Here is a 26,574-nt window from a genome sequence, read left to right on the forward strand (position 1 = left end):
TCAAGTTCTTTATGTTCAGACTATCCACACTATACTCTTAATCTATGCACTCACCCACCGTATAAATCCGCTGACCCATAATCACTACGATACAATACTGAATTTCTTCATAAACCGCTCGACAAATGCCGGAGCAGAATCTTTCAACGCCAAAGTCAAAGCATTCCGAAGTCAGTTCAGAGGAGTCACCGACATTCCATTCTTTCTATTCCGCCTTTCAAAGCTATGCGCCTAAAAATATTTCACACTCGGGTAGTGTTTTAACAATTCAACCGGGTTTTGCATCTGATCCGTTTTGCATCTGATCCTAGTTTTGTCGGGATGTGGTGGTGGGATAGAAATAAATAGAGAGCTAAATCATTTTGATTTAGCTCTCTATTTGAGTTGCCTTGGAAGGATTCGAACCCTCACAGGCGGAACCAGAATCCGACGTGCTACCATTACACCACAAGGCAATTTTGTTGTTTTGTCATCAGGAGTGGCGTTGTTTCCTTTTGACAGTGCAAAGGTAGGGGTAATTTCTGAACCCACCAAATTTTTTGGCAAGTTTTTTTCAAAAAAATTAAAAAATGATCATTTTTTATCAATTTCGGCCCAATAGCGGATGACAGTAATATATATTAAGGTGTAAACTGATGATGGGAACAAGGTGATAGTTAGACTTGATTGTAAGATTATATCTAATCTAAGACGTATTTTTCTCAAACAAATTATTAATTTTGCATCCGTAAGCTAATAATGCATCATAATCCTACATTTTCCAAATCCGTCTCCATCTATGCGAGTACTATTTTATATGATTATTTTGATGGTTGCGTCGGCCTGTTCGGTCGGTAACAGCTATCGCAATGAGCTTGATCGCGCTCAGGAGGAATTGATAAATGCTCCCGAACGCGCATTGGAGCGTCTTACCGTCATGGATGTTTCGGAGATAGATGATTCTGCCTCGATGGCCAAATGGGCTTTACTCTATTCAGAGGCTTTGTACAGAAACAGACTCGTCGCCCCGTCAGATACGATAGTGAATATAGCTATTGATTATTATAGCCGTCATTACGATGAAGCGGCTTTGCATAGGGCTGAGTCATTGCGTCACGACCTTATGGCTGCCGGAGACGAAAGGAGAGTGGATCGGACTCTCTCGGCGCAGTATCTACAGAAAGTCAGGGAATACACCTTATATAAGGAGCGAATCGTGCGGCAACGTGTGATATATTGCTCAGTCATACTTCTTCTGCTTGCCGGATCAGTGATTATATGGCTTATCGGCCGATTGAAAATACGCCGTGCTGAGACGGAAGCATTGTTGGCAGAGGCTTCATCGCTCCGTGCAATTGAAAGTGATAACTCGATTCTTAGGAGTGCGGTCAATGATCTTTTTGGTACTCGTTTTGCTTTGATTGACCGGTTGTGCAATACCTATTATGAGTCGCAGGGAACAAAAGCGGAGAAGAACGCTATTGTCAGTCAGGTAAAAACTGAGATTGAGGCGTTGCGGGCAGATGCCTCTACGTTCAGTTCACTTGAAAAACTTGCCAATACCGGACGGAACGGCATGGTCGATCTGCTTCGTGAGGCTATGCCTGAGATCAAATCTGATGAATATGCATTGGCCGTATATCTGGCTTGTGGTTTTTCAAACAGAGCTATTGCACTTTTGCTGGAGGAAAAGATCGAAACGATTTATAAGAGGAAATCCCGTCTAAAAGCCAAGATTGCGACTTTGCCCAAGGACTATTCATTGCATTTAGGCATGATTTTTACCGATGGTCAGAAAAATTAGGAATATGGGATAGTAATATGCTTATAAACAGGATGTTATAACATGTTGTGTCAGATGAGAAATTAGGTGGATCAGAATTGGAATAGATAACTTTGCATAAGTAATCCAATCTAAAAAGCTTATGTCAAAAGTTCGTTATTCCATCTTCATGTTTGCATCCTCATTGATTGCAACGGCTCAGTCAACAGACACAATTCCAACCGACAGTCTGACACGTGCATTAGACGAAATAGTGGTGACGGCTGATCAACCGACAACACGGCTTGTCGGAAACACGCTTGTATCCATAATTCCGGGTACACCTCTCGCAGATCTCGGCAATACTCTCGATGTCCTCGATCAATTACCGATGATAAGTGTGGCTGATGGTGCGGTAACTGTCAGTGGGAAAGGTGCGCCACTGATCTACATAGACAATCGTCCCGCTGATGATAGTTTTGATCTGCGTTCGTTGCGAAGCCGTAACATACGTAGGGTAGAGTTGATACTCAATCCCGGTGCCGAGTATGCCGGGGCAACGGATGCGGTATTGAAAATTACAACTCGTCGTCTGTTTGTCGAGGGACTGACTCTTGAAGATGAGACTCAAGGTAAGATAGCACGTTCCGCTACAGGCTATGAATTATTGACCCTCCGTTATTTTTTGAAAAACGGTAGTGAGTTCTTTGCGACGGGATTAGCTGCACACAACAATAATATAATGCGAGGAAATACCGTAAACACCCTACAGTATGATGGACACCCTGTAATTATCGGTAGCTCACAGGATTCCAAATCACCCTCAAATAATGTCAGCGCGAAGTTCGGATTTAATAAATCAAGCGGAGTCCGCTCATTTGGAGCATACTACAGAGTACTGCACGAAAACGGGAATTTCCTTACGCGTGGATCAGAGTGGCTTGACGATGAATTGCCTGTCGGACGTGATATTTCCAATCGCATTATAGCGACCAATCATTATGGGCAGATATATTACGACAACATTTTTTCTGACAAATTCCATCTGCATTTCGATGGAACGTTTGTCAACCGTAACAGTCATGCTGCACGGCTGACGGCCTATGCTGATCAGAATATCCATCCGGATGTCGCAGCTACTGAAAAAAGACATGCATTGCTGTATGGTGGAAGAGTCACGGCATCATATCCTTTATCGGCCGGTAAGCTTACAGTAGGATCGGAGGATTCCTATACCTCCACCCGCCTTGACTACCGGATGCTGAATGAGGCGATAGGTAGCTACATCCCATCATCACTTTCCGATGTATCGCAGACTTCTGTTGCCGGTTTTGCGAGTTATAACCGTAGGTTCGGACGCTTAGATATTTCAGCAGGTCTTCGCTACGAATACAAAAACTTTACTTATCGGCTTGAAGGAAAGAAAGATCATGATTTATCAAGAAAGGACAATCTCCTTACCCCTGACATATCCGTGACCTATGGCCTGAATGACAACGCTACGTCCATGATATCACTTTCCTATAAAAGTTTTACAGAACTTCCTTCGTATTCTCAATTGACAGGTGGACTGAACTATACGGGCAGACATGAAATCGAGGGTGGAAATCCGGCATTACGTGACGGACGCAGCCACCAACTGACGCTTATGGGAATGGCTGGTGACTTCATTCTTCAGGCAGTGTTCTGCCGTTCGCTTGATTCCTATGGTTTTATTAAGCGGGTCTATCCGGCGGATGATCTTCAACTTATTTTCCAACCGATCAATTTCAATGTCTCCTGTGCATGGTTATATTTTGTCTGGCAAAGAAATATCAGGAATTGGCAACCGTCTGTCACTCTCGGATCAATGCCTCAATGGCTGAAAATAGCCGGAGAAAGATATGACACGCCGATTTTTGAATGGTACTTTGACAATACCTTCAGGCTGCCGTTCAATATGACAGCAATCGTGAATGTCTATGGAAAGACAGCCGGCTATATGCAGACACAGCGTTTTTCATCGAAACCTTTCATGATGGATGTTTCTGTTCAGAAATCGTTTCTGAACAGAACACTCAATGTGAAGCTCTCGGTCAACAATATATTCAACAGCCACAGGGACGGATGGTGGCTGAAGAGCTACGGAGTCGGGGTTAAAAAGAGTCAGAGTTATGACAGCCGTTTTATAGCCCTTACATTGAGCTATACGTTCCAACCGAGAAAAACGGGATATAAGGGAGAGGAGGCTGCATCGTCAGAGGCGAAACGTCTGTAGCCACAGATATGTTGCTTCTTTTAAGACAGGATCAAGACACGATAGTTGCGACTATTTTCCGCGGGCCACCGTAATCACGAAATTCACATAGATATATTCCTTGCCATATTCCGGTGTTGAGATGGCCTCCTGACAACGGAATGGTGAGTGAGGGACCTACGAGGACCGATTTGGCATGTGACGGCATGTCATCCGGTCCTTCGTCCGTGTGCAGATAGAAGGGGGCATTTTCAGGTACGAGGCGGTCAAAGATGGCGTTGAGGTCATGACGCACGTCAGGATCAGCATTTTCGTTTATAGCTAAAGCTGCTGACGTGTGTTTGATCATCAGATTGAGCAGTCCGCATTCAGGGAGAGTGGGGAGCTGTCTCATGACCTCACCGGTGATCAGATGGATGCCTCGCGGATAAGCCCGGAGAGTAAATTCGATTTGTTGTACCATGATTTTAATTGATTTTTGTTGATAGGGATGACAATAAGGCCCGTGGGATGTCGGAAACATATCGGACAATGGTAGGAACCGCTGTGCAAAGTTACTAAATCTCACTTGAAATGTCCTAAACGCAGGTTGTTTCAAAAATTCCGTTAAGCGGAGCGATACAAAAGGCCACTTGATTGTTAGATAGATAGAACATTAAATAAAAGATTAGATTATGGTCGCACTCAATATCCCTTTGGTCACGTGGTGCGTGATAGCTTTCGCAATGGTCACGCTGGTTGTTGTAAGGCTTTTCTATAAAGCATATCATGAGTCTGTCCGTCACGGGCATCTATTTGAAATCGGTAACGAACAAGAGGAATTATTTGTCACCGGTGACAGGATTCCGAATAGAGATAATGTCCGTTATGACGATGAGGATTGATCAGCAGCTGATGCCGCAGCCGGTAGGTATCTGCCAATGCTCGTGTGGAGAGAGCCATTCGCTGAAAGAAGTGTGCATGTTCCTATCCGAATATTCCGCATGGCTTCTCGGCAGCGGAGCGACATGTATCAGGCTCGAACGCAATATCAAGCGCATGGCACAGGCTATGGGCTGCGAGGTTGTGATGACCATATTGCCGCGTCATATCCATCTCACCGTTTGTCTCCCTGACCGATCCGACAGCTATACTTACATCATAGCTACGCATTCCATACCCATCAGTTTCAATATCAATACCCGGCTGAGCCGCCTTAGCTGGGGTATAGCCGACGGTAAGATCAGCTTTACAGAGGCAAAGGAGAAATTTGATGAGATCATAAAAACTCCGCCGACCGACAGATATCTGGTGCTTCTGCTTGCCTCATGTGCCAATGCGTCGTTCTGCCGTCTGTTTACGGGCGACTGGCAGGCCGTAGCGATAGTGTTTCTTTCGACGATGGCCGGTTTTTATCTCAAGCAGATTCTTTGCGAGCATAAGGTGGATGTGCGGCTTGTGTTTATCATCTGTGCTTTCGTGTCGTCAGTGCTTGGCTCGACTGCCGCTCTTTTCGGATTCGGGGCTACTCCCGAAATTGCAGTCGGCACGAGTGTGCTCTATCTTGTTCCCGGTATTCCGTTCCTGAATTCATTCAGCGACATGCTTGCAGGACATTATATATGTGCGTTCAGCCGATGTATGCATGCCATAATCCTCACTTGTTGTCTTTCACTTGGATTGTGTGTGGGGATGTTGCTTATGAATATCAGTATGTTTTAAAAAAGACTTTATCCACGTTTCATCATGTTGATCGAATTCTTACAGGATGCTTTTTTCGCTGCTATTGCCGCCATAGGTTTTGCCGCCATCAGCAATCCGCCCAAACAGGCATATTTTTATTGTGCGCTTATCGCAGCCATCGGTCACTCGGCACGCTTTCTGATGATGCATCAGGCTCTTCTCGGTATGCACATAGTCATAGCCAGTACGCTTGCTGCGCTGATAATCGGCATTTTGGCTGTATTACTGTCGCCGATCGCCAAGACTCCGGCTGAGACCTGTCTTTTCCCGTCTCTACTTCCGATGATACCGGGTATCTATGCTTATAAGACTTTCGGCGGACTGGTCATGTGTCTGTATCACGGCCACGAGGGTGAGTTTGAACATTATTTCTATCTTTTTGCGAGCAACGGACTTACATGTCTGTTCATACTGCTCGGTATGGTGGTCGGAGCGACTGCGCCAATCTTCCTTTTTAAGAATATTTCATTTCAGGCCACGCGTTAGAGACCGCTTACGGATAATTATAGAGGGGAGCATTTCAGATAGCTGAAGTGCTCCCCTTGATGTTATGGAATGAATTTTAACTCCGGATCAGTCAAGAGTTTTCTTTGGGTAGAGTGATTCCCACCAAGAATCGTCGTCCTGAAGATATTTTGCGAACCATGCGAAGATTGTGTCCTGCCATTGCTTACGTTTGTTGAATTCCGTAATCTGATGATTTGCATCCTTGACGGCTACAAATGCTGTCTCACGTCCGAGGAGTTTGAGAGCGGTATAAATCTGGATACTTTCTCCGAAAGGCACGTTGGTGTCTGAATCACCATGGAGGAATAGGATAGGGGTGTGGATCTTGTCAGCATTATAGAGAGGACTTTGCTTGACATAAAGTTCTGAATGGCTCCACGGATAGCTGTCGGCCATGCTTACCTCGCTGTAGGAGTAGCCCCAGTAACCTTCGCCCCAATAGCTTGTGTGGTCACTAATACCTGCGTGGGAGATGGCTGCTGCAAAAATATCTGTCTGCGTCTGGAGATACTGGGTCATGAAGCCTCCGTAGGAAGCTCCGATGCAGCCGATCTTTGACTCATCGACCCACGGATGGGCTGCCGTGAACTGCTTTACACCTTCGATGATATCCTCCGCGACTCCCTGACCAGCTGTGTTGACATGACGTGAGGCAAATTCCTGTCCGAAGCCTGTGCTTCCGCTCGGATTGATCACGAGTACCACATAACCGTTGGCTGCATACACGTGGTGAGGATATCGGCCTTCAAACGTGCGGCTGGTCGGGTTGCATCCGCCATAGTAGTTGACGATCATAGGATATTTACGTGACGGGTCGAAGTCGGGCGGCAATATGTAGCGGCCACAGATACTATCGCCACGCGATGATTTGAATATCCACGGTTTGCATTCACCTATCCGGATGTCTTTCAGGCGTTCGGCACTCAGATCTTCTATGAGGTTCTGACGCTGTGTCTTGGTATTGAGTGAGTATAGCCGGTCGGAATTCGATGCTCCCTGACCAAAGTAGATGAGAGAGGGAGCGGTGTCAGCGAGAGAGAAGGATGACACATATTCCTCATTGGCTTTCAGATCCTCGACCTTACCGCTGACCGGATCGATACGGTAGAGCGAGCGGCAGTCACGGTTCTCGCCGATGAAATAGATATGACCGTCGGTACGGCTCCATTTGTATTCCTCTACGGCAGGATCAAAGTCGCGTGTGAGAGGTTTGATGTGACCGCTTACAACATCGAGGACGTAAAGTTGTGTGTCATACATGCTTGGTGTGAGTCCGTCGGGTAGATTGCGGCCGATTCCTCCATAGGCTTCGGGTGATCCGGACAGAGCTACCTTAGTCCCGTCGGGCGACAGCAACGCGCCCGCGTGAAAACCGTCTTTGTCGATGAGGCAACGGGTTGAATTATCGGTAAGGTCCATGAGGTAGAGCGAATTGAGTGCCGTAGGGCGTTCCCCCATGCGCGTTTCGGATACTTGGAACAACAGTTTCGTGCCGTCGTCCGAAAGGTTGAACGGTCTAATGTTCCGGTTACCGAAAGTCAATGGAGTGGAGAGGCCGGTAGCGAAATCCATTTTTGCAAGTGTCCAGCGGTCACGCCATCCGGGTTGACGGTCCTCCGGATTAATGATTTCGTAGAGATCGGAGCTTTTTTCTTTAGGACCTTCTTGGATTTTCGTGTAGATCATGAAATCCTCAGTCGGGGAGATTATGAAATAATTACTTGGCAGGTCGGTAGCTATGACATTTTCAGTACCGTCAGCAGGGTTGAGGGTGACGAGTTCACGGCGGTTGCCTTCGTCAAGGCGCGTGAAGTACAGGAGGTCACTTTTAGGCATCCATTTCAAGGATTCGCTGCGCTTTGCAAGGATCTGCTTGCCGGATGGATCGCTGACGACGTAAGAATATGAGTTTGAACCGCCGTCGTGGGTCGTGGTGTAGGCACGCAACATGTATTTGCCACTCGGAGAGAGTGACGCGGAGCCGAACCGTCGGCCTGTCATTACGTCGGTGAGAGTGTAGCGGCGTGGAGTGTCCTGATTGAGTTTCACAAGTTCCGGACGGTCGGTGTCGATGCTCACTCTGACAGAATCGGCTGAGTTTCCGTCAGTAAGACATTTGAGGGTGATGTGGTGTGTGGCGGGTGTCAGTACGAGCTTTTCACCGTCCAATTTCTTTCCGTCAAGATAAATTTCACGATTCTTTACGCCATTGACGTTGAGGGAAGCTGTGAGGTAACGCTCATTGTCGATTGTGAAATCGAGGAGGTGGAGCGCATGTGAATCGGATGTCAGCACCATGTCTCCTTGGACTGGGTTACCTTTACGGGCACTCTCTATAGAGATCGGGGTCGAGAGCAAGGATTTTGTATCAAATTTCTTGGAATTGACATCTACACTGTCGATCATCACGGGGATATTCAGGGAATAAGGTCCCGCATATCGGAAGGAAGTGATATTGATTTTCTCAGCACCGGCGTTCATTGACAGAAACGCGAGTGCCGCTAATGGTAATGCACGCAAATTCATGGGGTAAAATTATTTAATGCAAAGGTAGTGAAAATATTTTAGTGTGTCATTCCACAAATAATGATAAAGGTGATAAAACGCGTGGAGCGATTTACCGGATGGACTGCCGAGTGGTGAGCATTTGTAATGCTGGGGAAATATTAGTAATTTTACAGCCGTCTATCATTTTGAATCAAACATGACGGAGATATGAATCAACGTGAGAAGGAGATCTATAGAGTGACGCTGATCGGCACGGCGGTGAATGCAGTGCTGATAGTGTTGAAATTCATAGCCGGTATTGTCGGACGGAGTTCGGCAATGGTTGCGGATGCTGTTCATTCTCTCAGCGATTTCATTACCGATGTGATTGTGCTGATCTTTGTAAAGATTGCCGGGAAGCCTCGTGACAAAGGGCATGAGTATGGTCATGGCAAGTTTGAGACTCTCGCAACTCTGATAATAGGATTGATTCTCTCGATTGCCGGTATAGCTCTTATGGTCAATGGTATCGAGAAGGTAATCCATAGCCTTGGCGGTGGAGAGCTTCCACAACCTACGCTAATAGCCCTGATAATAGCATTGTTTTCGATCGGATCGAAGGAGTGGCTTTATCGTTTCACGCTGAAGAGGGGACGCGAGGTGAACTCACAGGCCGTGATAGCGAATGCATGGCATCACAGGAGCGATGCTGTCTCGTCCGTCGGTACGCTTATCGGTATTGCGGGAGCGATGTTTCTCGGTGAACGCTGGAGGATTCTCGATCCGATTGCTGCGATTGTGGTTAGCGTGTTCATTATCAAGAGCGGTTATGACATCATGCGCCCCTGCATAGATGAACTGCTTGAGGCCTCGCTGCCTGAAGAGCAGGAGAGGGAGATAATGAGGCTTATCAAGTCAGTGCCGGGAATCATCAATGTCCATAATTTCCGTTCGCGCCGTATAGGCAATGAGATCGCCGTTGATTTCCATGCTGCGATGGACGGGAGTCAGTCGCTGTTCGAGGCTCATGCCAAGGCTTCGATGGCCGAGAAGGTTATCAGGGATAAGTTCGGAGAAGGCTCAATCATAAATGTCCACATGGAACCGCTAAAGTGCTCATAATAAAAAATCGAATCTATGTACAGTTAAAACTCCGGACTTACACAGATTCGATTTTTTAGGTTTGGGATCGTGCGGTCAACTCATGGCTGACACGCTACGGTTTTCCTTTTCTTCCCTGACAGTACGTCGTAAGACCTTGCGGATAGTCTTCCATTTAGGGAAGAATGCCCACGGACGCATTGGCCCATAGCTTACCACGATAACGGTCAATGATATGAGGGCTATGATCAGCAGCCATCCATAGATTTCCTTCATGGATACGATCAGGGCTTGGGTCTGTACCATACCGTAGAGTTGTCCGAATGGGGTGTGCAGGGTGTCAGGATTGAAATCCGTGAGGGATGCTCCCAGCAAAGAGGCATTTTTGGCCATGGTGTGACGCAGAAATTCACCGATTACCGCCGGACCGAGGGTAGCTCCCATGACAGCACCCGTGAATCCGTTGATGGTAAGTGCCTGAGGAAATACCTGAAAGGGGAGACCGCTCTGCACGATAGATGTGAGGAAGACGATGGATATGATCACCGAGGCTGCTCCGCGGAAGAACAGTGGGATGAACAGCATCTCTTTTTCCACGCCATAATCAATCAGAAAGTAAAAATAACCGAGATACACGCTGACGAGGGCAAAGGCTATCGCTGTCATGGTCTTGTATCTCCATTTGCGTAGTGCAAAGGTGAGGTAGGTCAGACCACATCCGGCAATGATTCCGGCAAATACATACCAGTTGAGGTCAATGAGGTTCGTTTCATCGAATCCGAGTATATTGGCGGCATAGCTGTGCTCGAACACATGTTCGGTCGCAACAAGCGTAAAGAATACGAGATAGACAGCTGTCGCGCGGATGACGTTGCGGTTCGTCATGGCACGGAATGATATATAGGGATGGTGAAGGAATGATGCGCGCCACAGATTGATGGCAAGACACAAGAATCCTACAGCTGTCGCACCCCTGATCTCCGATGCCTCCCACCAGTCATAAAAATTGCCATAGATACAGATGAATGTGAAACACATCATGAATCCGGTCCATAGAACAGCACCGAGCCAGTCTATGCCCAAAAGTGGAATGAACATCGGTCCTCTGACCGGTCGCACGAGCACCATGACCAACAGCATCATGAATGCAAGCATGCCGATCATGATCCAGTGCATAGATTCCCACTGCGAGAAAAAGGCCGTATATACAGTGGCGATTCCGCTAAGCTGGATGGCGCTGTCAACCAAAAGATAGACATAACAGAAGAAAACTGACATGTCGCGCACGGGAGTGAGCCACAGTTGTATGGTAGAATTGCAGGCGAGCGTGGCCTGCATCCTGAACCATCCGGCGATCAGGCAGGTGACGACGAGTACAGGGACGGAATCGGTGTGGGCACAGATGAGGTTGGCTATGATCAATACAGCTCCTGTGACAAGCAGCTGCGTGCGGTTGGAAAAGCGGAACTTTATGCGGAACATGACCGCAAAGTTTATGGACAGGCCAATGATGGAGGCGTAGCCCGCCATGAGGATATCCTCCTGCATGAGGGCTGTCGTCCCGACCATATCGGATGCAGCTGCAAGATAGAGGCCACCTGAAAACTGGATTATGATCACAAAAAGGATAAACAGCCACGGTTTCAGTCGGCGTGGGACAAAATTCGGGACGTCAGGAATGTCAAACGGCCCTTGTGGAGAATGCCAGTCAGCCATATCAGTATTTCACTTCACACTCGACGTTCATTCCGGCACGGAGACGAGACATGATGTCGGCATCATTGCTGCTTGAAAATTCAATCCTGACAGGTATGCGTTGACGTACCTTGACAAAGTTTCCGGCTGAATTGTCCTGAGGCATGATTGAAAGCGATGCTCCGGTTGCTTTGGAAATAGCCTGTACGGTGCCGTTGAGGATCACGTCAGGGATTGCATCGACTTTTATTTCAACTTCGCTTCCGGGATGGATGTGCTGCAGCTGGGTTTCCTTGTAATTGGCGGTGACCCATACGTCGGCTGAATCGACTATGTCAAGCAAGGTCTGTCCGGGTTGGACGAGCTGGCCGTCGCGGATCTCCTTGCGTGAGGCATATCCGTCGCAGGGAGCTGTGATGATGCAGTATGATAGGTTTAGCTCGGCTGTTTCGAGCAGGGCTTTGGCCAGTTCTATCCCGGCTTCGTTCTGCGAGATGCGCTGACGTGTCTCGGCTACGACCGACGAGGTGGCCGAACGCTGGCGGGCAAGCATTTCATAGCGGGCTTTTTTCGCCTCATAGTCGGTTTTGGCGGCATCATATTGCTGACGTGTCACGGCTTCCTGCTCCAGCAGTTTCTGATAGCGGCGGAAATCGGTGGCGGCCATGTCCATGACGACTTTGGCCTCAGCGATTGTGGCTTCCGTCACGGCTACGTTGGCGGAGGCTACACCTACACTTCTGTCGGCTACTTCACGGCCTGCAAGTGCATTCTGATAATCGGCACGTGCTTGAGCGACGCGCAGACGCATGTCGGCATCGTCGATTATCACGAGCGTATCGCCCTTCCTGACAGGTTCGTACTCATTGAAGCGGATCTCCCTGATGTAACCTTGGACACGGCTGTTGACGGGGACTATCTGCTGTTGGATCTGTGCGTTGTCTGTAAATTCCACGTTCCCAAGGTGGATGAATTTGCCGCACACCCACACGGCTGCTATGGCTATGACAATTATGGAGGCTATGTAGGAGAGGATCTTTTTACTGCGGTGGTTCATATCTTTCCTGATGTGAATAAGAGTTTGTAATAATAATAGATGATATTGATGCGAGCGTTGACGAGACCCTGTTCGGCATCAAGCTTTGAGTTGGCGGCATCAAGCATGTCCGTGATGAGAGCCATGTCGGCAGAGTAGCGTGTGGCGGTCGTGTTGTAGTTACGCTCGGCGAGCTCCACACTTTTTTCCTGAGTCTTCAGCTCCTCGTAAGCTTCGAGATAGCGTATGTAGTCAGCCCGGACGCCGAGACTGATATTTTCACGCGTGGCATCGAGCTGCTCGATGGCATGACGTGTGGCCGCACGGCTTTTGGACAGCGAGTGATTGTTTTTGAAGAGCGACGATAGATTATAGTTTATGCCTACACCTACATACCAGTAGCTCAGATTGCGGTTGATGGGAGGAACTTCGACAAGGATAGGGCCGTCGATCGTCCATGCCGCCTGCAGGCCGATTTTCGGTAGGCGTTCACTCTTGACGAGTGATTCGGCTTTACGGCTCATATCGACGCCTGAACGGGCAAGCTTGAGGGCGGGAGCGTTGGCGGCAGCCTCCTGTTGCCACCAGTTTTCACCTGCGGTCGGTAAGGAGCGTGCAAGTATGGTGGAGTCGGGGAGGACTTCCGTGCCGTCGGGCAGTCCGGCTGTTACCGCCAGATTGCGGTTAAGGATGTCAATGGTATTGTTGACCTTCACTAACTGGAGTTCAAGATTGGAAACCAACAGTTCGTAGCGCGTGATGTCGTTGCGCAATGCGACGCCCTGCTCGTAGCGGGCCTTCATGTCCTCAAGGACTTTCCGGGCCTGTGAGATGTTATTTTCAATGACTGACCGGAGGTTGCCGCATTTGTAGATGTCAAGATAGAAACCTGTAAGCTGAAAGCGGATGTTGTCGCGCTGAAGTTCGGTGGCATAACGTGCTGCTGTGGATTTCAGTTCGGCAAGTTCAATGCCCGTGGTGACAGCACCTCCGGTATAAACAGGTTGGGTGATGTTGACTGACAGACCGTTGCCGAAATGCGGAATGGGTGCTTTCTGATAGTCTGACAGATTGCGTTTTGTGGTGAATCCGTCGCCGATATAGCTGAATGAAAGAGAGGCATTGATGTCGGGAAGACGTCCGTTACGGGCCACATTGATTTCTTTCAGTGCTTCTTCTTCGGCACTGAATGAGGGGCGGAGCTGAATACTGTTTGTCTCCGCGAACTCAAACAGGTCTTCGATGGTCATGACCTGTCTCTTCTGTCCGTAGGCACGCACTCCACCGCTCAGCAAGGTCACGACAAGCAACCCTGTGAGCAATCGATGATTGTTCATAAGAGAAATTTGTAGAATAAAATGTGTGAGATTGGGGTGGATTTCAGTCAGCATCGTATGAGATAAAGGGGGCTACGAGCTGACTGCACGCGATTACAGGCGTGAATGAACCGGAGCTGTACTCTTCCAGTTTTCAAGATAACCCCAGTTCATCACAACCGGGGTGGACTGTGTGACTATACGTGTTTTGTCGATCATTTGCTGTGCAATTCTTTGTGAACTGCGCTGCAAAGTTACAAAAAAATATTAAAATAAGGGTTTGCCTATGCAGCTAATTTTTAGGCGTGATCGTTGTGACGTGACTCTATGTTGCTGATACATAGAGTTATAAATTTGCAATACGGTATCTGATTTATCAGAGAGATCCGTAGTCTCAATTCTCAGTCTCACAGGGTGACGGCAAGGGGTGAGACTTGTCTCAATATTCTCAATCTCATATTAGATGAGACTGGTGATAGTGGAGAAGTGGGTCATTTTTATGTAAATAATTACACAAAAGTGTATAGGTGGTTAAGTAATTATTTAGTATTTTTGCGGAAAATTTCAGTTATGAAACTAATACGATCTATCACTGTAAGTCTGCTTATGCTGATGTTCACGGTCACACCGGTATCAGCCAAGAAGAAAAAGGATTATCCACATGCGGAAATCAAGGTTGAGTACGATTACCATTCCAAATTTATGCGCGGGGATGAAGAGGTTATTGAAAAGAATATACCGTTCATATTGCTTGCCAATTCGACGCAGAGTAAATTCTATTGTCCAACTACGGAATTCAAGGATTCTCTGCTGTCAACTCCATCCGGAAAGGCTAAGGAGAGGGAGATGTTCAATGCTGCCGCCCTTGCATATAGCCAAAACAGGGATAGAAGTGCTATGGATGGTGTGGTTTACAGGACTCACATATATGTGATTAAGGATGGGGTCAATGCTGTTTCCACGGTTTATGATGTGGCCGGATTAGGTGAGTACGGTTACTACTCAGAGCCATTTTCGGAATTGGAGTGGAGTATTGTGGAGGACAGTACCAAGACCGTTCTGGGCTACGAATGCATGAAGGCTACCGCTGGTTATCACGGTAGGGAATGGAGCGTATGGTTTGCGCCTGAGATACCTGTGCAGGATGGTCCGTGGAAATTTTGCGGGCTGCCCGGATTGATACTCGAAGCTGCCGAACCGAGCGGACAGCATCATTTCATCGCCACCGGTATCGAGACATCCGACAAGGAGATCGCACCTATATATAATGTGGAAAAGTATGATAAGATGGATCGACGGGAGATGCTGAAAGGTTATCGCAATTCACAGGAAAACGGGATAGCGATATTCAAGGCTCGGACCGGCTATGATCTTGGTGTCAAGGATGCACCCGTTACGGAGGAAACGCGTAAGTATGATTTCCTTGAAACGGACTATCATTAATCGGTGGGTATAATCGAGATTATTATAAAAATAAATACAATTATGAGCAGAGCATTTTTAATTTCAGTCCTGACGGTCTTTTCTCTTGCATTGGCGTGGGCTGACGAGAAGCCTAATGCGAATCTGAAAGTGCAGTATGACAAAATCAGCAACTACCATAATACAGAGACGGGTGAACCTATTCAGAGCGTGAATAAATTCATACTGCAAGTCGCACCATCGATGTCATATTTCTATGATCCACAGACCTATTATATCGATTCGCTTGAGCATGATCCTAACGGTAAGGCTCTTTTGCGACAGATAGAGGAGGATTCGTATAAGGAATACATGCGGACGAAAACTGATCCGTTCGAGTACCGTAAGAAACTGGGTATGCTCCGGAATCAACGCTATAAATGCCTGAAGGATTTCAATGAGGGAGTGATTACGGTCTGGGATTCGGACATGGGTGACAAGTATCGCTATCCGGTGGAAATCGGAGATCTTCAGTGGGATCTGACGGATTCCGTAAAGACCGTGTTGGGCTACGAATGTCAGCTTGCAACCGCCGTCTATCATGGCCGCCGGTGGTACGTGTGGTTTGCTCCGGAGATTGCTGTTCAGGACGGACCTTGGCAACTTTGCGGTCTGCCGGGACTAATCATGGAGGCTGCTGCGGACGATGATAGCTACCGCTTTGTCGCTACGGTCTTGCAGAGTTGCGACGAACCGCTGAAAGATCCGTATGAGGATGACAGGTATTTCATCACTAAACGGATACCGTTTCTTAAAATGAAGGACTATTCACAAAGAAACCGTTCGGCCAAGATCAGTGCCATGACCGGAGGTAAGGTCAATCTGAAGGGTGGAGCGGACTATAAGGGTACGGATGATTTCCTTGAAACAGATTATCACGAATGAAAAGGATTCTGACATATATGTGGCTGCTTTCTGTCGCGGTCGGTGGAGCAGCTGAGGTAAATGTGAGCGGTACGGTCATTGAAAAGCCCGCTGATGAACCATTGGCAGGAGCTACGGTCATCGTCAGGGGTGCGGACGGAAAGATCAAGAAGTTTGCTTCGACGAAAGCCGACGGTGGTTTCACGATGTCGCTTCCGGACGATGTTGTGACCGGTTTCCGTCTGGAGGTGTCGATGATGGGCTTCGGGAAGCGGTCACTTGCTTTGGACAGTCTGTCGTTTCCGGTGACTGTCTATCTCGAACCGGCTACCACCATGCTGAAAGAGGTTACTGTCAAGGCAGACCGCATACGTGAGCAAGGCGACACGATCACATATACAGTAAGCGGTTTCGCGCAGGAGCAGGACAGGTCGATAGGTGATGTGCTCAAGCGTATGCCCGGAATCAACGTCGAGAAGTCGGGCAAGATACAGTATCAGGGCGAAGATATCAACAAATTTTACATCGAAGGCTCGGATCTCCTCGGCGGCAAGTACGGCATAGCCACCAATGGCATCAGCCATGAGGATGTCGGGGCTGTGGAAGTGATGGAGAATCACCAGCCTATGCAGGTGCTTGCAGGAATCTCGTTTTCTGACAAGGCCGCCATAAATCTCAAGCTTAAAAACAAGGCGAAAGCCACGTGGTCGTTTCACGGCGATGCAGCCGGAGGCTACAGCAGCCAGCCCGAAGGCGCGCTGTGGGACGGCGAACTGTTCGCTATGGCTGCCATGCCTGATTTTCAGAATATCACTACCATCAAGACCAATAATACCGGCGAGGATCTGACAAGCCACACCACTGACTTCTTTGCCTCGCGCAGAGGGACGGATCTCAGCCGCTCGATAAGTGTGTCGCTCCCCGGAGTCCCTGATCTGAGCCGTAAGCGCACACTTTTCAACCGCTCGGTGCTTGTATCCACCAATAATCTCTATAAAGCGGGACGCGGAGAGTTCAGGGCGCAGATGGACTATTCGTTTAATCGCGTGAGGGCCACGGCCGCCAACGTCACGACCTATTTCCTCGACGGAGGAGACCGCATAGTGGCGGAGGACCGCAGCGGTGTGGATCGTTCGCATTCGCTTTCCGGAAAGTTTATCTACGAGCTTAATCAGCGGAGGACTTTCATCAACAATACGCTGCAGACGGAGATGGACTGGGATAACGTTAGCCTCGGAATGACCGGCACGCTCCCCAACAGCCAGTCGGCTTCACTGCCGGATTATTTCGTGAGAAACAATTTCAAAATGATCAGACGGTTCAAGTCCAATCAGCTGGTGACTATCCTGAGCACCAATGAATGGGAATCGGAACCGGAGACACTAAGGGTGAAGATCAACGGCGGAGGGCTGCGCCAACATATAGGCAACCATGCTTTCACCACCAACGAGAGTGCATCCTACGCATTCATCATCAAGGGTGTGACCGTCAGTCTCGAAGGTGGACTCAGGGGCTATCTCCGAACCATGAAGTCAGATCTGTCGGGGAGCGGACTGCCGGCTCTGCCTGACTTGGACGGCACTCATTATTTCCATAACCTGATCCACACTAATTCGCTGACGCTCTATGCCACGCCGAAGTTTGAATACTGGGTGAAGCGCGTCAACCTTACCCTCGACGCTCCGTTGAAGTTCAGCCACTACGCGTTTGACAACGCCATCGCCAATCGTGACGAGATCTATTTCTCCCCGTCGCTAAGTCTCAACTGGAAGCCTGACAATAAACTGGAGTTCACGCTGCGCGGAGGCAGTAACCGATCACCGATGGAGCTCGGCATGATTCAGCCGAATCCCGTGCTGACTGACTACCGTTCGCTGCGTAGCGGTGTGGATGATTTCTACAATCTGACCTCGCAGAGAGTGTCGGGGCGGGTGGCGTATAAGCATACTCGTTATGGCATCTTCGGCAATGCCTCTGTAATGCAATCGTGGTCCAACAGGCCCTACACCATGATCCAGCAGCTCTACGGTGACTACGTTACCTATGCTTACTCATCGGCCAAAAGCGACAGCCGGATGCTGATGGCCAACGGAAGCGTGGGCAAGACGCTTGATTTCATGCGCGGAAGCCTTAACCTGCACGGTTCGTTCAGCCGTCAGGAGTCAAGGATGATATCGCTCTACGACGGTGTGGCAGCGAATACCGGAAACGGCGGGGTCAATTCGGTCAACACCGGATGGTCCGCAGGAGCTAAGATCAGCGGGACGCCCGCCGGATGGCTGAGTTTCGACTATAGCGTGGGCGTCTCGGCCGCCCGCCTGACGATGAACGGTATTAAGTCATCGTGGCTCGGAAGTATGGAGAATGAACTTCTGCTCAACGTCATGCCACATAAGAAATGGGAGTGGCATATAGGCGGAGAGCATTACCGCAACGAACTCACCGAGGGTCACTATAAGACCGTGGTGCTTCTCGACACAAGACTGATATACAAACTGACCAAGCGCGTTGAGTTCTCAGGCTGTCTGACCAATGTGCTCAATCATAAAAGTTACAATTACACGACATTCAATCAGCTGACATCGTTCGAGAGCCGCCGTCAGCTCCGCGGACGCGAAGTGCTGATTTCCGTCTCGCTAAGGAAGTAGGAGAGTTTGATCAGTGCGCCTCGTATGTGGGGAGTCTCTGTCTCAAATCTCAGTCTCACGGATGAAGCCCGGATTGAGATTGTCTCAAAAGTCTCATTCTCATTAATAATTAGAAAAAACATATCATAAACAATTACCGAAATGAAGCGGAAAATATTGACATTTGTCTCGTGTGTGATAGCCACTGCAGCCATAGCGCAGCAGAAGGCCGATATCCTTGTCAGCTACGATGTCCGAGCGAAGAACTGGGCGACGGACACAGTTGCATCCTCACGCATGAGCCTGCTGGCCAATTCGCAGGAAGCGAAGTATTTCAACGATCTCAGTCTCTGGTCCGACTCGCTGTCATCGACCCCAGAAGGCAAGAAGCAGCTCCAGCAGATCATCATGGCTGCCTGCATGACGCAGACTCCGGGTGGCGGTGTCACGATCGATTTGCGTAAAGGCCCTGTGAAGAATATCCATACTTATGTTTTTAGCAACCTTGCCGACAATCAGTTGAAATATTATGGAAAATTCGGTGAGGATCAGTGCTATTACGAAGAGCCGCTTGATGAAATGAGCTGGGAAATCTGTGACTCGACCGCGACAATACTGGGCTACGAGTGCGTAGCGGCTCATACCGACTATCACGGACGCCGCTGGACTGCATGGTTCACTCCCGAAATCCCCGTATCATTCGGACCTTGGAAATTCCACGGACTGCCGGGGCTGATACTCAAAGCAGAGGCAGATCCGGGGTTTGAGTATATCGCCACCGGAATTGAAAAGACCGACCGCACGATGACACCGATGTATTCCTCCGACACATATCAGAAAGTCAAGCGTAAGAAAGCCCTCTCGGATCACGAATATTTCCTGAACAACCGCGAGGCGATCATCAGGGCTAAACACAATAACGTGAAGTTTGAATATAATTATACCGATCGCCCGAAATACAATCCAGCCGTCTATGCTATCGAGCCGGATTACGCCGACAAGTCGGGAAAGTGACACGCTTCTCCCCGCGCTGCAAATGCCGGAAAGAGTCTGTTGATAATAAGCGACCGCATCGCAATCAAAGTGCTGCTGATATAAATTCATGAAAAAAAACCGGAGCATGATCTGTTGGGATCACACTCCGGTTTTCTTTTCGTGTTATATCCGGAAGCTGTCCGATGTGTTATGACGGATCAGCTGTCAGTTAGATAGTGCTCTATATTACTTAACTTCCTCGAATCTAACCATATCTGATAATTAGCGCATTATATTGTTATGGTATAAATTTGGGTATTAAAATTCACAAAAATGACATCGGTTACCTCATCGTTTTCTATTTCGGAAATATGAGTTTCGACCAATTGGGTAGATTATTAACGTAGCATTTGGCAACCTCTCCGTTGGTTAGACGGAAAAGTAGCTGGGCTTCAGCATCTTCTATTGAATTGTCATAAACATAGAGGCGATCCACATAAGGAGCTAATGCAATGCAGTTGGCTATGGATCTGTCATAGCGAGAGATTATCTTGGGGATAGGCACATCGTGGCCGCCATTCAGCACACGGTTTGCAACACGCTTTGCATTGATGGTAGGAGATTCAGTGGAAACGAAGAATAGTCGGACAAAGAAGCTGGCTTCCTTTGCTCTGAGAATATAGTCGACCTTATCGGTAGCCGACATCACAGTCTCAAAGATATGGCTCTTACGTTCTGCAAGACATTTCTCGCGCCAATTGTTACAATAGTTGGCTGCTTTCAAAACAGCTTCCTGATTGTTCCAGTCACCGAACACATCGCGAGCTACATTGTCGGGATTGATATATTCCGAATCCTCCAGCCACTCATGATGAAGAATCTTTGAAGTTACGGAAGTTTTGCCCGACCCATTAGGCCCGGCAATAACAATCAGAACAGGCTTATGCTCACTTGCTACCATTGCGAAGTCTGTTCAATGTTTCTTCAACTTTAGCACGAGCTTCGATTGAGGCTGCTTCGATGCCGGCAGCCACACGTTCGGCAGCGCGGCGAGTGCTTTCTCGGGCATCCTCAGCGACCTCGCGCATGATCTGAGCCATGCGCTCATCGCCCGGCTCCTCCATCGACGTCAGCCGATAACTATTCATCTGTTCTTCCGACATAATCTATAACCTTTTCTTATTCAACGCCAAAGTTACGAAAAAAGTATGAACCGACCTTGCTTTTCACCTCTCATTCTACCATTATCAAAGTAGGAAACACTTCGAAATACTCCGTATGCGTTGGGTAGAATATTAGCTATTGAAGTACTATTAGGACGTATATATTAATATGTGTATACTAAAAACAGCGAATATGGCAAGTATAAAAGTTAAATTCCGTCCATCTACTGTTCCGGGACAGGAGGGGAGGATCTATTATCAAATTCTACATGAGCGTAAAGTCCGACAACTATCCACCGAATACAAGATCTATTCCGAAGAATGGGATGAGAAACGAGGTCTAATAATCGCTACTAAGGATTCAAGCAGGATGGTGCTGATTACCAAAGTTCGTGAGAGTGTCCGTAGAGATGTTGAACGACTGACAAAGATTAACCGTAAATTTGATCTTATTGGGTTGAGTTATACGGCTGATGACGTTATTGAAGAGTTCCATCGCTATCGGGAGGAGTATTCTCTGTTCAATTTTATGGAAAAACTTATACTCAAGTATAAGCAGAACGGTAAGATACGTACATCTGAGACCTATACCTCTACGTTGAAGAGTTTCAGGAAGTTCCGTAAGGATGAGGATATTATGCTCGATTGTATAACCTCCGAAGTTATGGAAGAGTATGAGGCATGGCTTAGGAACAATGGTCTTATACCGAACTCCATCAGTTTCTATATACGAGTACTACGGGCGGTTTATAATCGTGCGGTCGAAGAGGGAATCATAGATAACCGCTATCCATTTCGAAAAGTCTATACCGGGGTGGACAAAACCGTCAAACGTGCACTGCCTATCACAATTATAAAGAAAATTATAAAGCTTGAACTATCTATGGCTCCTGCGCTTGATCTCGCCCGCGATATATTTCTTTTAAGCTTCTATCTGCGTGGAATGAGCTTTATTGATATGGCGTTTTTGAAGAAGAGTGATCTTCGAAACGGGAGCGTGACATATCGCCGACGCAAGACGGGGCAGCAACTCACTATAGCCTGGGAGCCGGAAATGCAGATGATACTGGATAAGTATCCGGAAAACGATACCGACTATCTTCTACCAATTATAACCAAACCGGTTAATAACGAAAGAAACACTTATCGCAATAAAGGTTACAATATAAACCATAATTTAAAGAAGATAGCTGCGATGATCGGAATAAATGTACCGATTACTTTGTACGCAGCAAGGCATTCATGGGCCAGTGTGGCAAAAGCAAAAGGCATTCCCATTGGCGTCATAAGCGAAGGAATGGGGCACGACTCCGAATACACTACTAAAATCTATTTGGCTGGTCTTGATACATCTGTAGTTGACAAGGCAAATACTGTTATACTGAAAAGTCTTAAGAAATAATAGTCTGACAGTCTATCTGTTGCTTACTAAATAATACGACTCTTATAAAAATATGATCGCCTCAGTTCCAATTGGTTCTGAGGCTTTTTTGTTTATCAACTATCCAAATCTCTTGTTTAGAGATACTAACCTGTATGCAAAGGTACAAAATTTTCTCGTAATTAGTAGTATATGCAGAGATAATTTTCAGAAAATAACCGTTAGGCAACCAGTTTGTTTAGCAATAATTGAAATGATGAATCTCTAAGTGATTATCTTTCAGTATGAATTCAATCACACCTTTCTCTAAACAAGAGAGTATTGCCGATCAGTTGTTCATACCATCTAAAGTATGTACAAAAATTGGGTTGAAATATTGTTATTTTTACCTTTATCGGATTCAGATTTGAAGAAGATAAGGGGAATAGAAGTAATGTATCAACCACTAAATAGTTTCAATACTGCAAGTTTTGCAAGTAGCAGATTTTCAGGGTATAAAGGTGGTGTCGTTCGTTGAGTTTGTCCGACAGATTTGCGAAATACCGCGTGACAAGGATGTCAATGAATATGCTTTAAAATCCTTTTTGACTTTTATGTTGGGGTGGGATTTGAAGGATGTCACAACTGAATCGTTGACCAACTGGATTGCGACCTTGTTTGTTAAAGGCAATACTGCGACTACCGTTAAAAGATACTTAACTCACCTTCATGTCACATTCGTCGATTGGCAGAAAAATACGTTTTCTGAAATCCAATTTAAAGATCCTTTTAAAGGTTTGCGACCTTTGGTCGATTCTGAAAACCAAACGAAGTCGGACGAAGTTCAGTTAAATTACAATCTTATAAAGAGACTTAAGACAGCCGACGCATACAAGGAACAATTCGGAAAATGGAAGGCAATTTTCTTCTATCTCCTCTATAATCCGGAAATGTCAATAGAGGATCTAGCGAATCTCAATTTTACCGATGTTCCAAGATACTGCCCACAGTCGGTTGAAATCGTTGAATCAATGGACAGCTCGAGGGGTCGTAAATATGTGTTTGCATTGGATCAGCCTAATAAGCGTATTACTCAGATAATTCGTGAAATTAATGAGAATGTGGGTTCGCTGACACGGATGGTTGGTATGAAATTCGAGGATGGATTCTCAAGAGAGCGCATAACAGCAATCTGGATATTTGCCGCGCTTAAATCAGGAGTAAGAATCGATGAGATCAGGGCTATCGTACCTGTTATTCCTAATGAATTCAAGATCCTTGAAATGGTATCCCCTTCCCAGCTTTCGGATCGGGATCGTCAAGATATAATCTGCCGAGTGGCAAATCGTATAAATGATATCACTACACGTTGGTATGTTGTCAATATGCGTGATAGGATTACTCCCGATGCAGTGAAGGATTCTATAAAGGAGAACTTCCCTTCATTGTTTAGCCAAATACATTTTTTCTATCCTACCCATTACATTTATCGTGAGGGTAAGAATAAGAAGAAAGTCAAAGTTGAGGTTCCGTACATCCCCGGCCTTCTTTTTATTAAGGTTAAAAGCGATAGAGTGGGAAGCGTTATGAACAGTGTACGGAATATCGCTTGGGGATATAAGCAGCTGAATACACCCGACAGTCCATATTCAGTCATATCGCAGAGAGCCATGACTGATTTTCAAAAACATATCGGGATGTTCACCGAGGATGTCCGCATGGAAATGGTGACACAGAAAGAACCATTGGCGGTGAATGACTCGGTGATAATACACGGTGATTCAATCGATGGTTCTATCGGCGAAATAACAGAAATAAAGGAAAAGAATGGGATAAAGACCTATTCGATACGGCTTACTCACAATCAGTCTTTTAACTGGAGTGTAAAGATTGATGATGAGTTGAGGTTAGAACCACTTTCTACTTATGGGAAGAAGGTATTAACCGAGTATGCATAAAATATGATTGAAACTCAGACAACATGTCTATTTGATGAGATGCTTGACGCGTCAACCGATGTTGATTACAGCAACGTGTGTGATGCGACCGGCTACGCGACCCTGATTTTATCGGTTGCCAACGATGCCGGAATGTTGTATCCTACCGGCAACAAACAGTCATACGAAGCAATCCAGACAATAAAGCTTGCCAAAGAATGGGTCTATAATGTCAGGACTAATATTTGTAAAATGGAGGCTGGGCATGCAATGGATATGCTTGCTCCGTACGACCTTATGCACCGTCTGGCACATCATTCATCGACTCCAAAAGCCTTTGCCGACGAATACCTGCTAAAAGCATTTGAAGCTCGTGTCCACGGAGATAGATCTGTGAACGAATATCATCTGTATCGTTTTATAAAGGAGAAACTTAATCGGAGAGATAAATCGTATTTCGGGCGCCCACTTGAATGGTATGCATCCAGTCTTGACCGATGGTACAAGAAATTCCGAAACGGAAGAGCCTCTGAGAATTTATCAGATTACGATACTCTTGAAATCGTCAGCATTCTAATGAGCGAGGATTTATTTGCCTTTGCAGGTAGCGACCAAAATACATTCAAAAAGAGATTGTTTGACAATCATCGCAACCTCCTCGACAACATAGATTTTTATGGACTAAAGGAATTAGAAGCACTATCACATTATATTTCTTGGTCAGGTAAGTTCATGTCTCAAGATAAATTTTGTAATTACTCCAACGCTATCACCCTAGCACAAATTGCTCGACCGGAAACCAATCGCTTCTACCGTGTCACCCTCCAATATAACCTCGCTGAGTTAAATGGAAATAATAAAAATAATGAAAATAAAAGATTACAGGGCGTAGTTTAGTATATAGTACCACTTTATATTATACTATATTAATAACTTAATTTAGCTTTCTCTTCAAACAAAACAAGTATGCTATCTAGGTTAAAAACAAAAATAAGATATATAATAAAAAGAGTCCTAAGTGTAGATGACGCTTATACACCTCGGCCGTATGAAGTTAAAATCAAAGACCGCCAATCCTTAAAGGGTAAATGTGGTATTATTACAGGAGCAACGGGTGCTATAGGCAGCTCACTAGCATTAAAATTTGCTTCAGAGGGTGCAATTGTTGGCGTCGGTGGTAGATCAGTAGAAAAAATCGATGAAACAATCTCATTTATAAAAAATATAATCCCAGATGCCCAATTAACCCCTGTGCTGATAGACGTAACTCAAGACGATATAATTGAATCGGCAATAACGTCGTTTTATGAAGAATATAAACAAATAGATTATTTTATTAACAATGCAGGCGGTGGCCCTCGCTCCCGAAAAAAGCCGTTGGATCAACAAAGTATTGAAGTTATAGATCAAATTTTATCTGTTAATCTGAGGGGAGCGATTTTGTGTAGCAGAATTATAAATAAATATATGATAAAAGCAAAAAAAGGTGTCATTATTAATTTAAGTTCTGTAATGGGGTTAAATGGGCAAGCAGAGTGGACCGAATATTCTGCTGCAAAATCAGGCATCCTGGGGCTTACTAAATCTCAAGCTTTAGAGTTGGGGAAATATGGTATAAGGGTAAACAGCGTTTCTCCAGGAACGGTTTTCCAACGTAAATTTGATAGAGAAGTTCCACTTACTTATACAACAAGAAATGCATTGCAAAGATGTGGTTATACGGATGAAGTCGCAGCTCTTATCTCTTTTCTTATTTCGGATGAAGCTCAATTTATCACAGGACAAAATATTACCATTGACGGAGGTCGTTCTATTGGATTGAAATAATTATCTAAAAATTAGATAAAATATCAAATTTTGTTATGAGTACAGGGTATATATCGTCATCCATTTCCTCCGTTACGAATGGCCCTCGTCAGACAAATATGGAGCTACTGCGAATAATAGCAATGTTCCTCATTTTGACTGTACATGCTGATTTTTGGTCACTTGGAGTACCAACCAGGGATGAGTGTATTTTTTCGCCATTATCTTCTACAACGCGTATCTTTATTGAGTCAGTAAGCATTTTGAGCGTTAATATTTTTGTTTTAATTTCAGGTTGGTTCACTATTAAGGCTTCATTAAAGGGTTTTTGTAATTTTATATTCCAATGTGTTTTTTTCTTCATTGGCATATATATTCTGTTTATATGCCTTGGACAATGCGAATTATCTTATGATGGAATTAGAATATGTCTATTGCTAACCCCTAAAAATTGGTTTATTAAAGCATATATTGGGCTATATATTCTTTCTCCAATATTAAATGTTTTTTGTGAAAAATCAAATCAAGTACAATTTACTA

Annotated in this window: 23 protein-coding genes and 1 tRNA gene; 16 read left to right on the forward strand and 8 right to left on the reverse strand. The window is 46.2% G+C overall.

Annotated features, from left to right (window positions below; translation table 11 throughout):
• On the forward strand, positions 1 to 235 hold a 235-nt coding region (locus K2G41_RS11100; protein WP_300118188.1), incomplete at its 5' end, for a transposase.
• Positions 236 to 384: 149 nt separating this feature from the next.
• On the opposite strand, the gene K2G41_RS11105 is transcribed toward K2G41_RS11100, so the two are convergent.
• Positions 385 to 455: transfer RNA gene (locus K2G41_RS11105), tRNA-Gln, on the reverse strand.
• Between the two features lie 323 nt (positions 456 to 778).
• Between K2G41_RS11105 and K2G41_RS11110 the strand changes: the two genes are divergently transcribed.
• The gene (locus K2G41_RS11110) at positions 779 to 1,783 is read left to right on the forward strand and encodes a hypothetical protein (RefSeq protein ID WP_300118190.1); all 1,005 of its coding nucleotides are present in this window, start codon (positions 779 to 781) and stop codon (positions 1,781 to 1,783) included.
• A 121-nt stretch (positions 1,784 to 1,904) separates the two neighbouring features.
• Complete coding sequence (locus tag K2G41_RS11115) at positions 1,905 to 3,998, forward strand: outer membrane beta-barrel family protein (protein WP_300118192.1); 2,094 nt, start codon at positions 1,905 to 1,907, stop codon at positions 3,996 to 3,998.
• 31 nt (positions 3,999 to 4,029) lie between these two features.
• Here the strand turns inward: K2G41_RS11115 and K2G41_RS11120 are convergent, their stop codons facing one another.
• A complete protein-coding gene (locus K2G41_RS11120; protein ID WP_300118194.1) occupies positions 4,030 to 4,440 on the reverse strand; it encodes a secondary thiamine-phosphate synthase enzyme YjbQ in 411 nt (136 codons plus the stop codon).
• A 211-nt stretch (positions 4,441 to 4,651) separates the two neighbouring features.
• On the opposite strand from K2G41_RS11120, the gene K2G41_RS11125 reads away from it, so the two are divergent.
• Genes K2G41_RS11125 through K2G41_RS11135 form a run of 3 tightly spaced genes read left to right on the forward strand, consistent with a single transcriptional unit; the run spans position 4,652 to position 6,185 of the window.
• Positions 4,652 to 4,861, forward strand: a complete 210-nt coding sequence (locus tag K2G41_RS11125; RefSeq protein WP_300118196.1) for a hypothetical protein — start codon at positions 4,652 to 4,654, stop codon at positions 4,859 to 4,861.
• Positions 4,845 to 5,678 (forward strand): threonine/serine exporter family protein, encoded by an 834-nt coding sequence (locus tag K2G41_RS11130; RefSeq protein ID WP_300118197.1) that lies wholly within the window; start codon positions 4,845 to 4,847, stop codon positions 5,676 to 5,678. The genes K2G41_RS11125 and K2G41_RS11130 overlap by 17 nt, the downstream gene beginning before the upstream one ends.
• A 24-nt stretch (positions 5,679 to 5,702) precedes the next feature.
• Complete coding sequence (locus K2G41_RS11135; protein WP_300118199.1) at positions 5,703 to 6,185, forward strand: threonine/serine exporter family protein; 483 nt, start codon at positions 5,703 to 5,705, stop codon at positions 6,183 to 6,185.
• Positions 6,186 to 6,272: 87 nt separating this feature from the next.
• Here K2G41_RS11135 and K2G41_RS11140 read toward each other — a convergent pair whose 3' ends face one another.
• Complete coding sequence (locus K2G41_RS11140; RefSeq protein WP_300118201.1) at positions 6,273 to 8,732, reverse strand: prolyl oligopeptidase family serine peptidase; 2,460 nt, start codon at positions 8,730 to 8,732, stop codon at positions 6,273 to 6,275.
• A 189-nt stretch (positions 8,733 to 8,921) separates the two neighbouring features.
• On the opposite strand from K2G41_RS11140, the gene K2G41_RS11145 reads away from it, so the two are divergent.
• On the forward strand, positions 8,922 to 9,815 hold the full coding sequence (locus K2G41_RS11145) for a cation diffusion facilitator family transporter (RefSeq protein ID WP_300118204.1): 894 nt from the start codon (positions 8,922 to 8,924) through the stop codon (positions 9,813 to 9,815).
• 75 nt (positions 9,816 to 9,890) lie between these two features.
• Here the strand turns inward: K2G41_RS11145 and K2G41_RS11150 are convergent, their stop codons facing one another.
• The 3 genes from K2G41_RS11150 to K2G41_RS11160 are packed head-to-tail and all read right to left on the reverse strand — an operon-like array spanning position 9,891 to position 13,862.
• Positions 9,891 to 11,510 (reverse strand): hypothetical protein, encoded by a 1,620-nt coding sequence (locus tag K2G41_RS11150; RefSeq protein WP_300118206.1) that lies wholly within the window; start codon positions 11,508 to 11,510, stop codon positions 9,891 to 9,893.
• Between the two features lies 1 nt (position 11,511).
• Complete coding sequence (locus K2G41_RS11155; RefSeq protein ID WP_300118208.1) at positions 11,512 to 12,546, reverse strand: HlyD family secretion protein; 1,035 nt, start codon at positions 12,544 to 12,546, stop codon at positions 11,512 to 11,514.
• A complete protein-coding gene (locus K2G41_RS11160; protein ID WP_300118210.1) occupies positions 12,543 to 13,862 on the reverse strand; it encodes a TolC family protein in 1,320 nt (439 codons plus the stop codon). The genes K2G41_RS11155 and K2G41_RS11160 overlap by 4 nt, the downstream gene beginning before the upstream one ends.
• A gap of 549 nt (positions 13,863 to 14,411) precedes the next feature.
• Here K2G41_RS11160 and K2G41_RS11165 point away from each other — a divergent pair.
• The 4 genes from K2G41_RS11165 to K2G41_RS11180 all read left to right on the forward strand — a co-directional run bounded on the left by K2G41_RS11165 (position 14,412) and on the right by K2G41_RS11180 (position 19,807).
• On the forward strand, positions 14,412 to 15,284 hold the full coding sequence (locus K2G41_RS11165; RefSeq protein WP_300118212.1) for a GLPGLI family protein: 873 nt from the start codon (positions 14,412 to 14,414) through the stop codon (positions 15,282 to 15,284).
• 42 nt (positions 15,285 to 15,326) lie between these two features.
• Positions 15,327 to 16,187 carry a GLPGLI family protein gene (locus K2G41_RS11170; RefSeq protein WP_300118214.1) on the forward strand — a complete coding sequence of 287 codons (861 nt, stop codon included), beginning with the start codon at positions 15,327 to 15,329 and terminating at the stop codon, positions 16,185 to 16,187.
• Complete coding sequence (locus K2G41_RS11175) at positions 16,184 to 18,814, forward strand: hypothetical protein (protein ID WP_300118216.1); 2,631 nt, start codon at positions 16,184 to 16,186, stop codon at positions 18,812 to 18,814. The genes K2G41_RS11170 and K2G41_RS11175 overlap by 4 nt, the downstream gene beginning before the upstream one ends.
• A 141-nt stretch (positions 18,815 to 18,955) precedes the next feature.
• On the forward strand, positions 18,956 to 19,807 hold the full coding sequence (locus tag K2G41_RS11180; RefSeq protein WP_300118218.1) for a GLPGLI family protein: 852 nt from the start codon (positions 18,956 to 18,958) through the stop codon (positions 19,805 to 19,807).
• Positions 19,808 to 20,126: 319 nt separating this feature from the next.
• On the opposite strand, the gene K2G41_RS11185 is transcribed toward K2G41_RS11180, so the two are convergent.
• Entirely contained in the window at positions 20,127 to 20,729 is a 603-nt protein-coding gene (locus K2G41_RS11185; RefSeq protein ID WP_300118220.1) for a zeta toxin family protein, read from the reverse strand.
• On the reverse strand, positions 20,716 to 20,916 hold the full coding sequence (locus K2G41_RS11190) for a hypothetical protein (protein WP_300118222.1): 201 nt from the start codon (positions 20,914 to 20,916) through the stop codon (positions 20,716 to 20,718). The genes K2G41_RS11185 and K2G41_RS11190 overlap by 14 nt, the downstream gene beginning before the upstream one ends.
• 208 nt (positions 20,917 to 21,124) lie before the next feature.
• Between K2G41_RS11190 and K2G41_RS11195 the strand changes: the two genes are divergently transcribed.
• The 5 genes from K2G41_RS11195 to K2G41_RS11215 all read left to right on the forward strand — a co-directional run.
• Positions 21,125 to 22,333: a site-specific integrase gene (locus tag K2G41_RS11195; protein WP_300118224.1), complete on the forward strand. Its 1,209-nt coding sequence runs from the start codon at positions 21,125 to 21,127 to the stop codon at positions 22,331 to 22,333.
• A 449-nt stretch (positions 22,334 to 22,782) separates the two neighbouring features.
• The gene (locus K2G41_RS11200; RefSeq protein WP_300118226.1) at positions 22,783 to 24,249 is read left to right on the forward strand and encodes a hypothetical protein; all 1,467 of its coding nucleotides are present in this window, start codon (positions 22,783 to 22,785) and stop codon (positions 24,247 to 24,249) included.
• 3 nt (positions 24,250 to 24,252) lie between these two features.
• Positions 24,253 to 25,125: a hypothetical protein gene (locus K2G41_RS11205; protein ID WP_300118228.1), complete on the forward strand. Its 873-nt coding sequence runs from the start codon at positions 24,253 to 24,255 to the stop codon at positions 25,123 to 25,125.
• Between the two features lie 69 nt (positions 25,126 to 25,194).
• Entirely contained in the window at positions 25,195 to 26,055 is an 861-nt protein-coding gene (locus tag K2G41_RS11210) for an SDR family oxidoreductase (protein ID WP_300118229.1), read from the forward strand.
• Between the two features lie 98 nt (positions 26,056 to 26,153).
• On the forward strand, positions 26,154 to 26,574 hold a 421-nt coding region (locus K2G41_RS11215), incomplete at its 3' end, for an acyltransferase family protein (RefSeq protein WP_366145424.1).

The organism is Duncaniella sp. (assembly GCF_029056165.1).
GTDB lineage: Bacteria > Bacteroidota > Bacteroidia > Bacteroidales > Muribaculaceae > Duncaniella.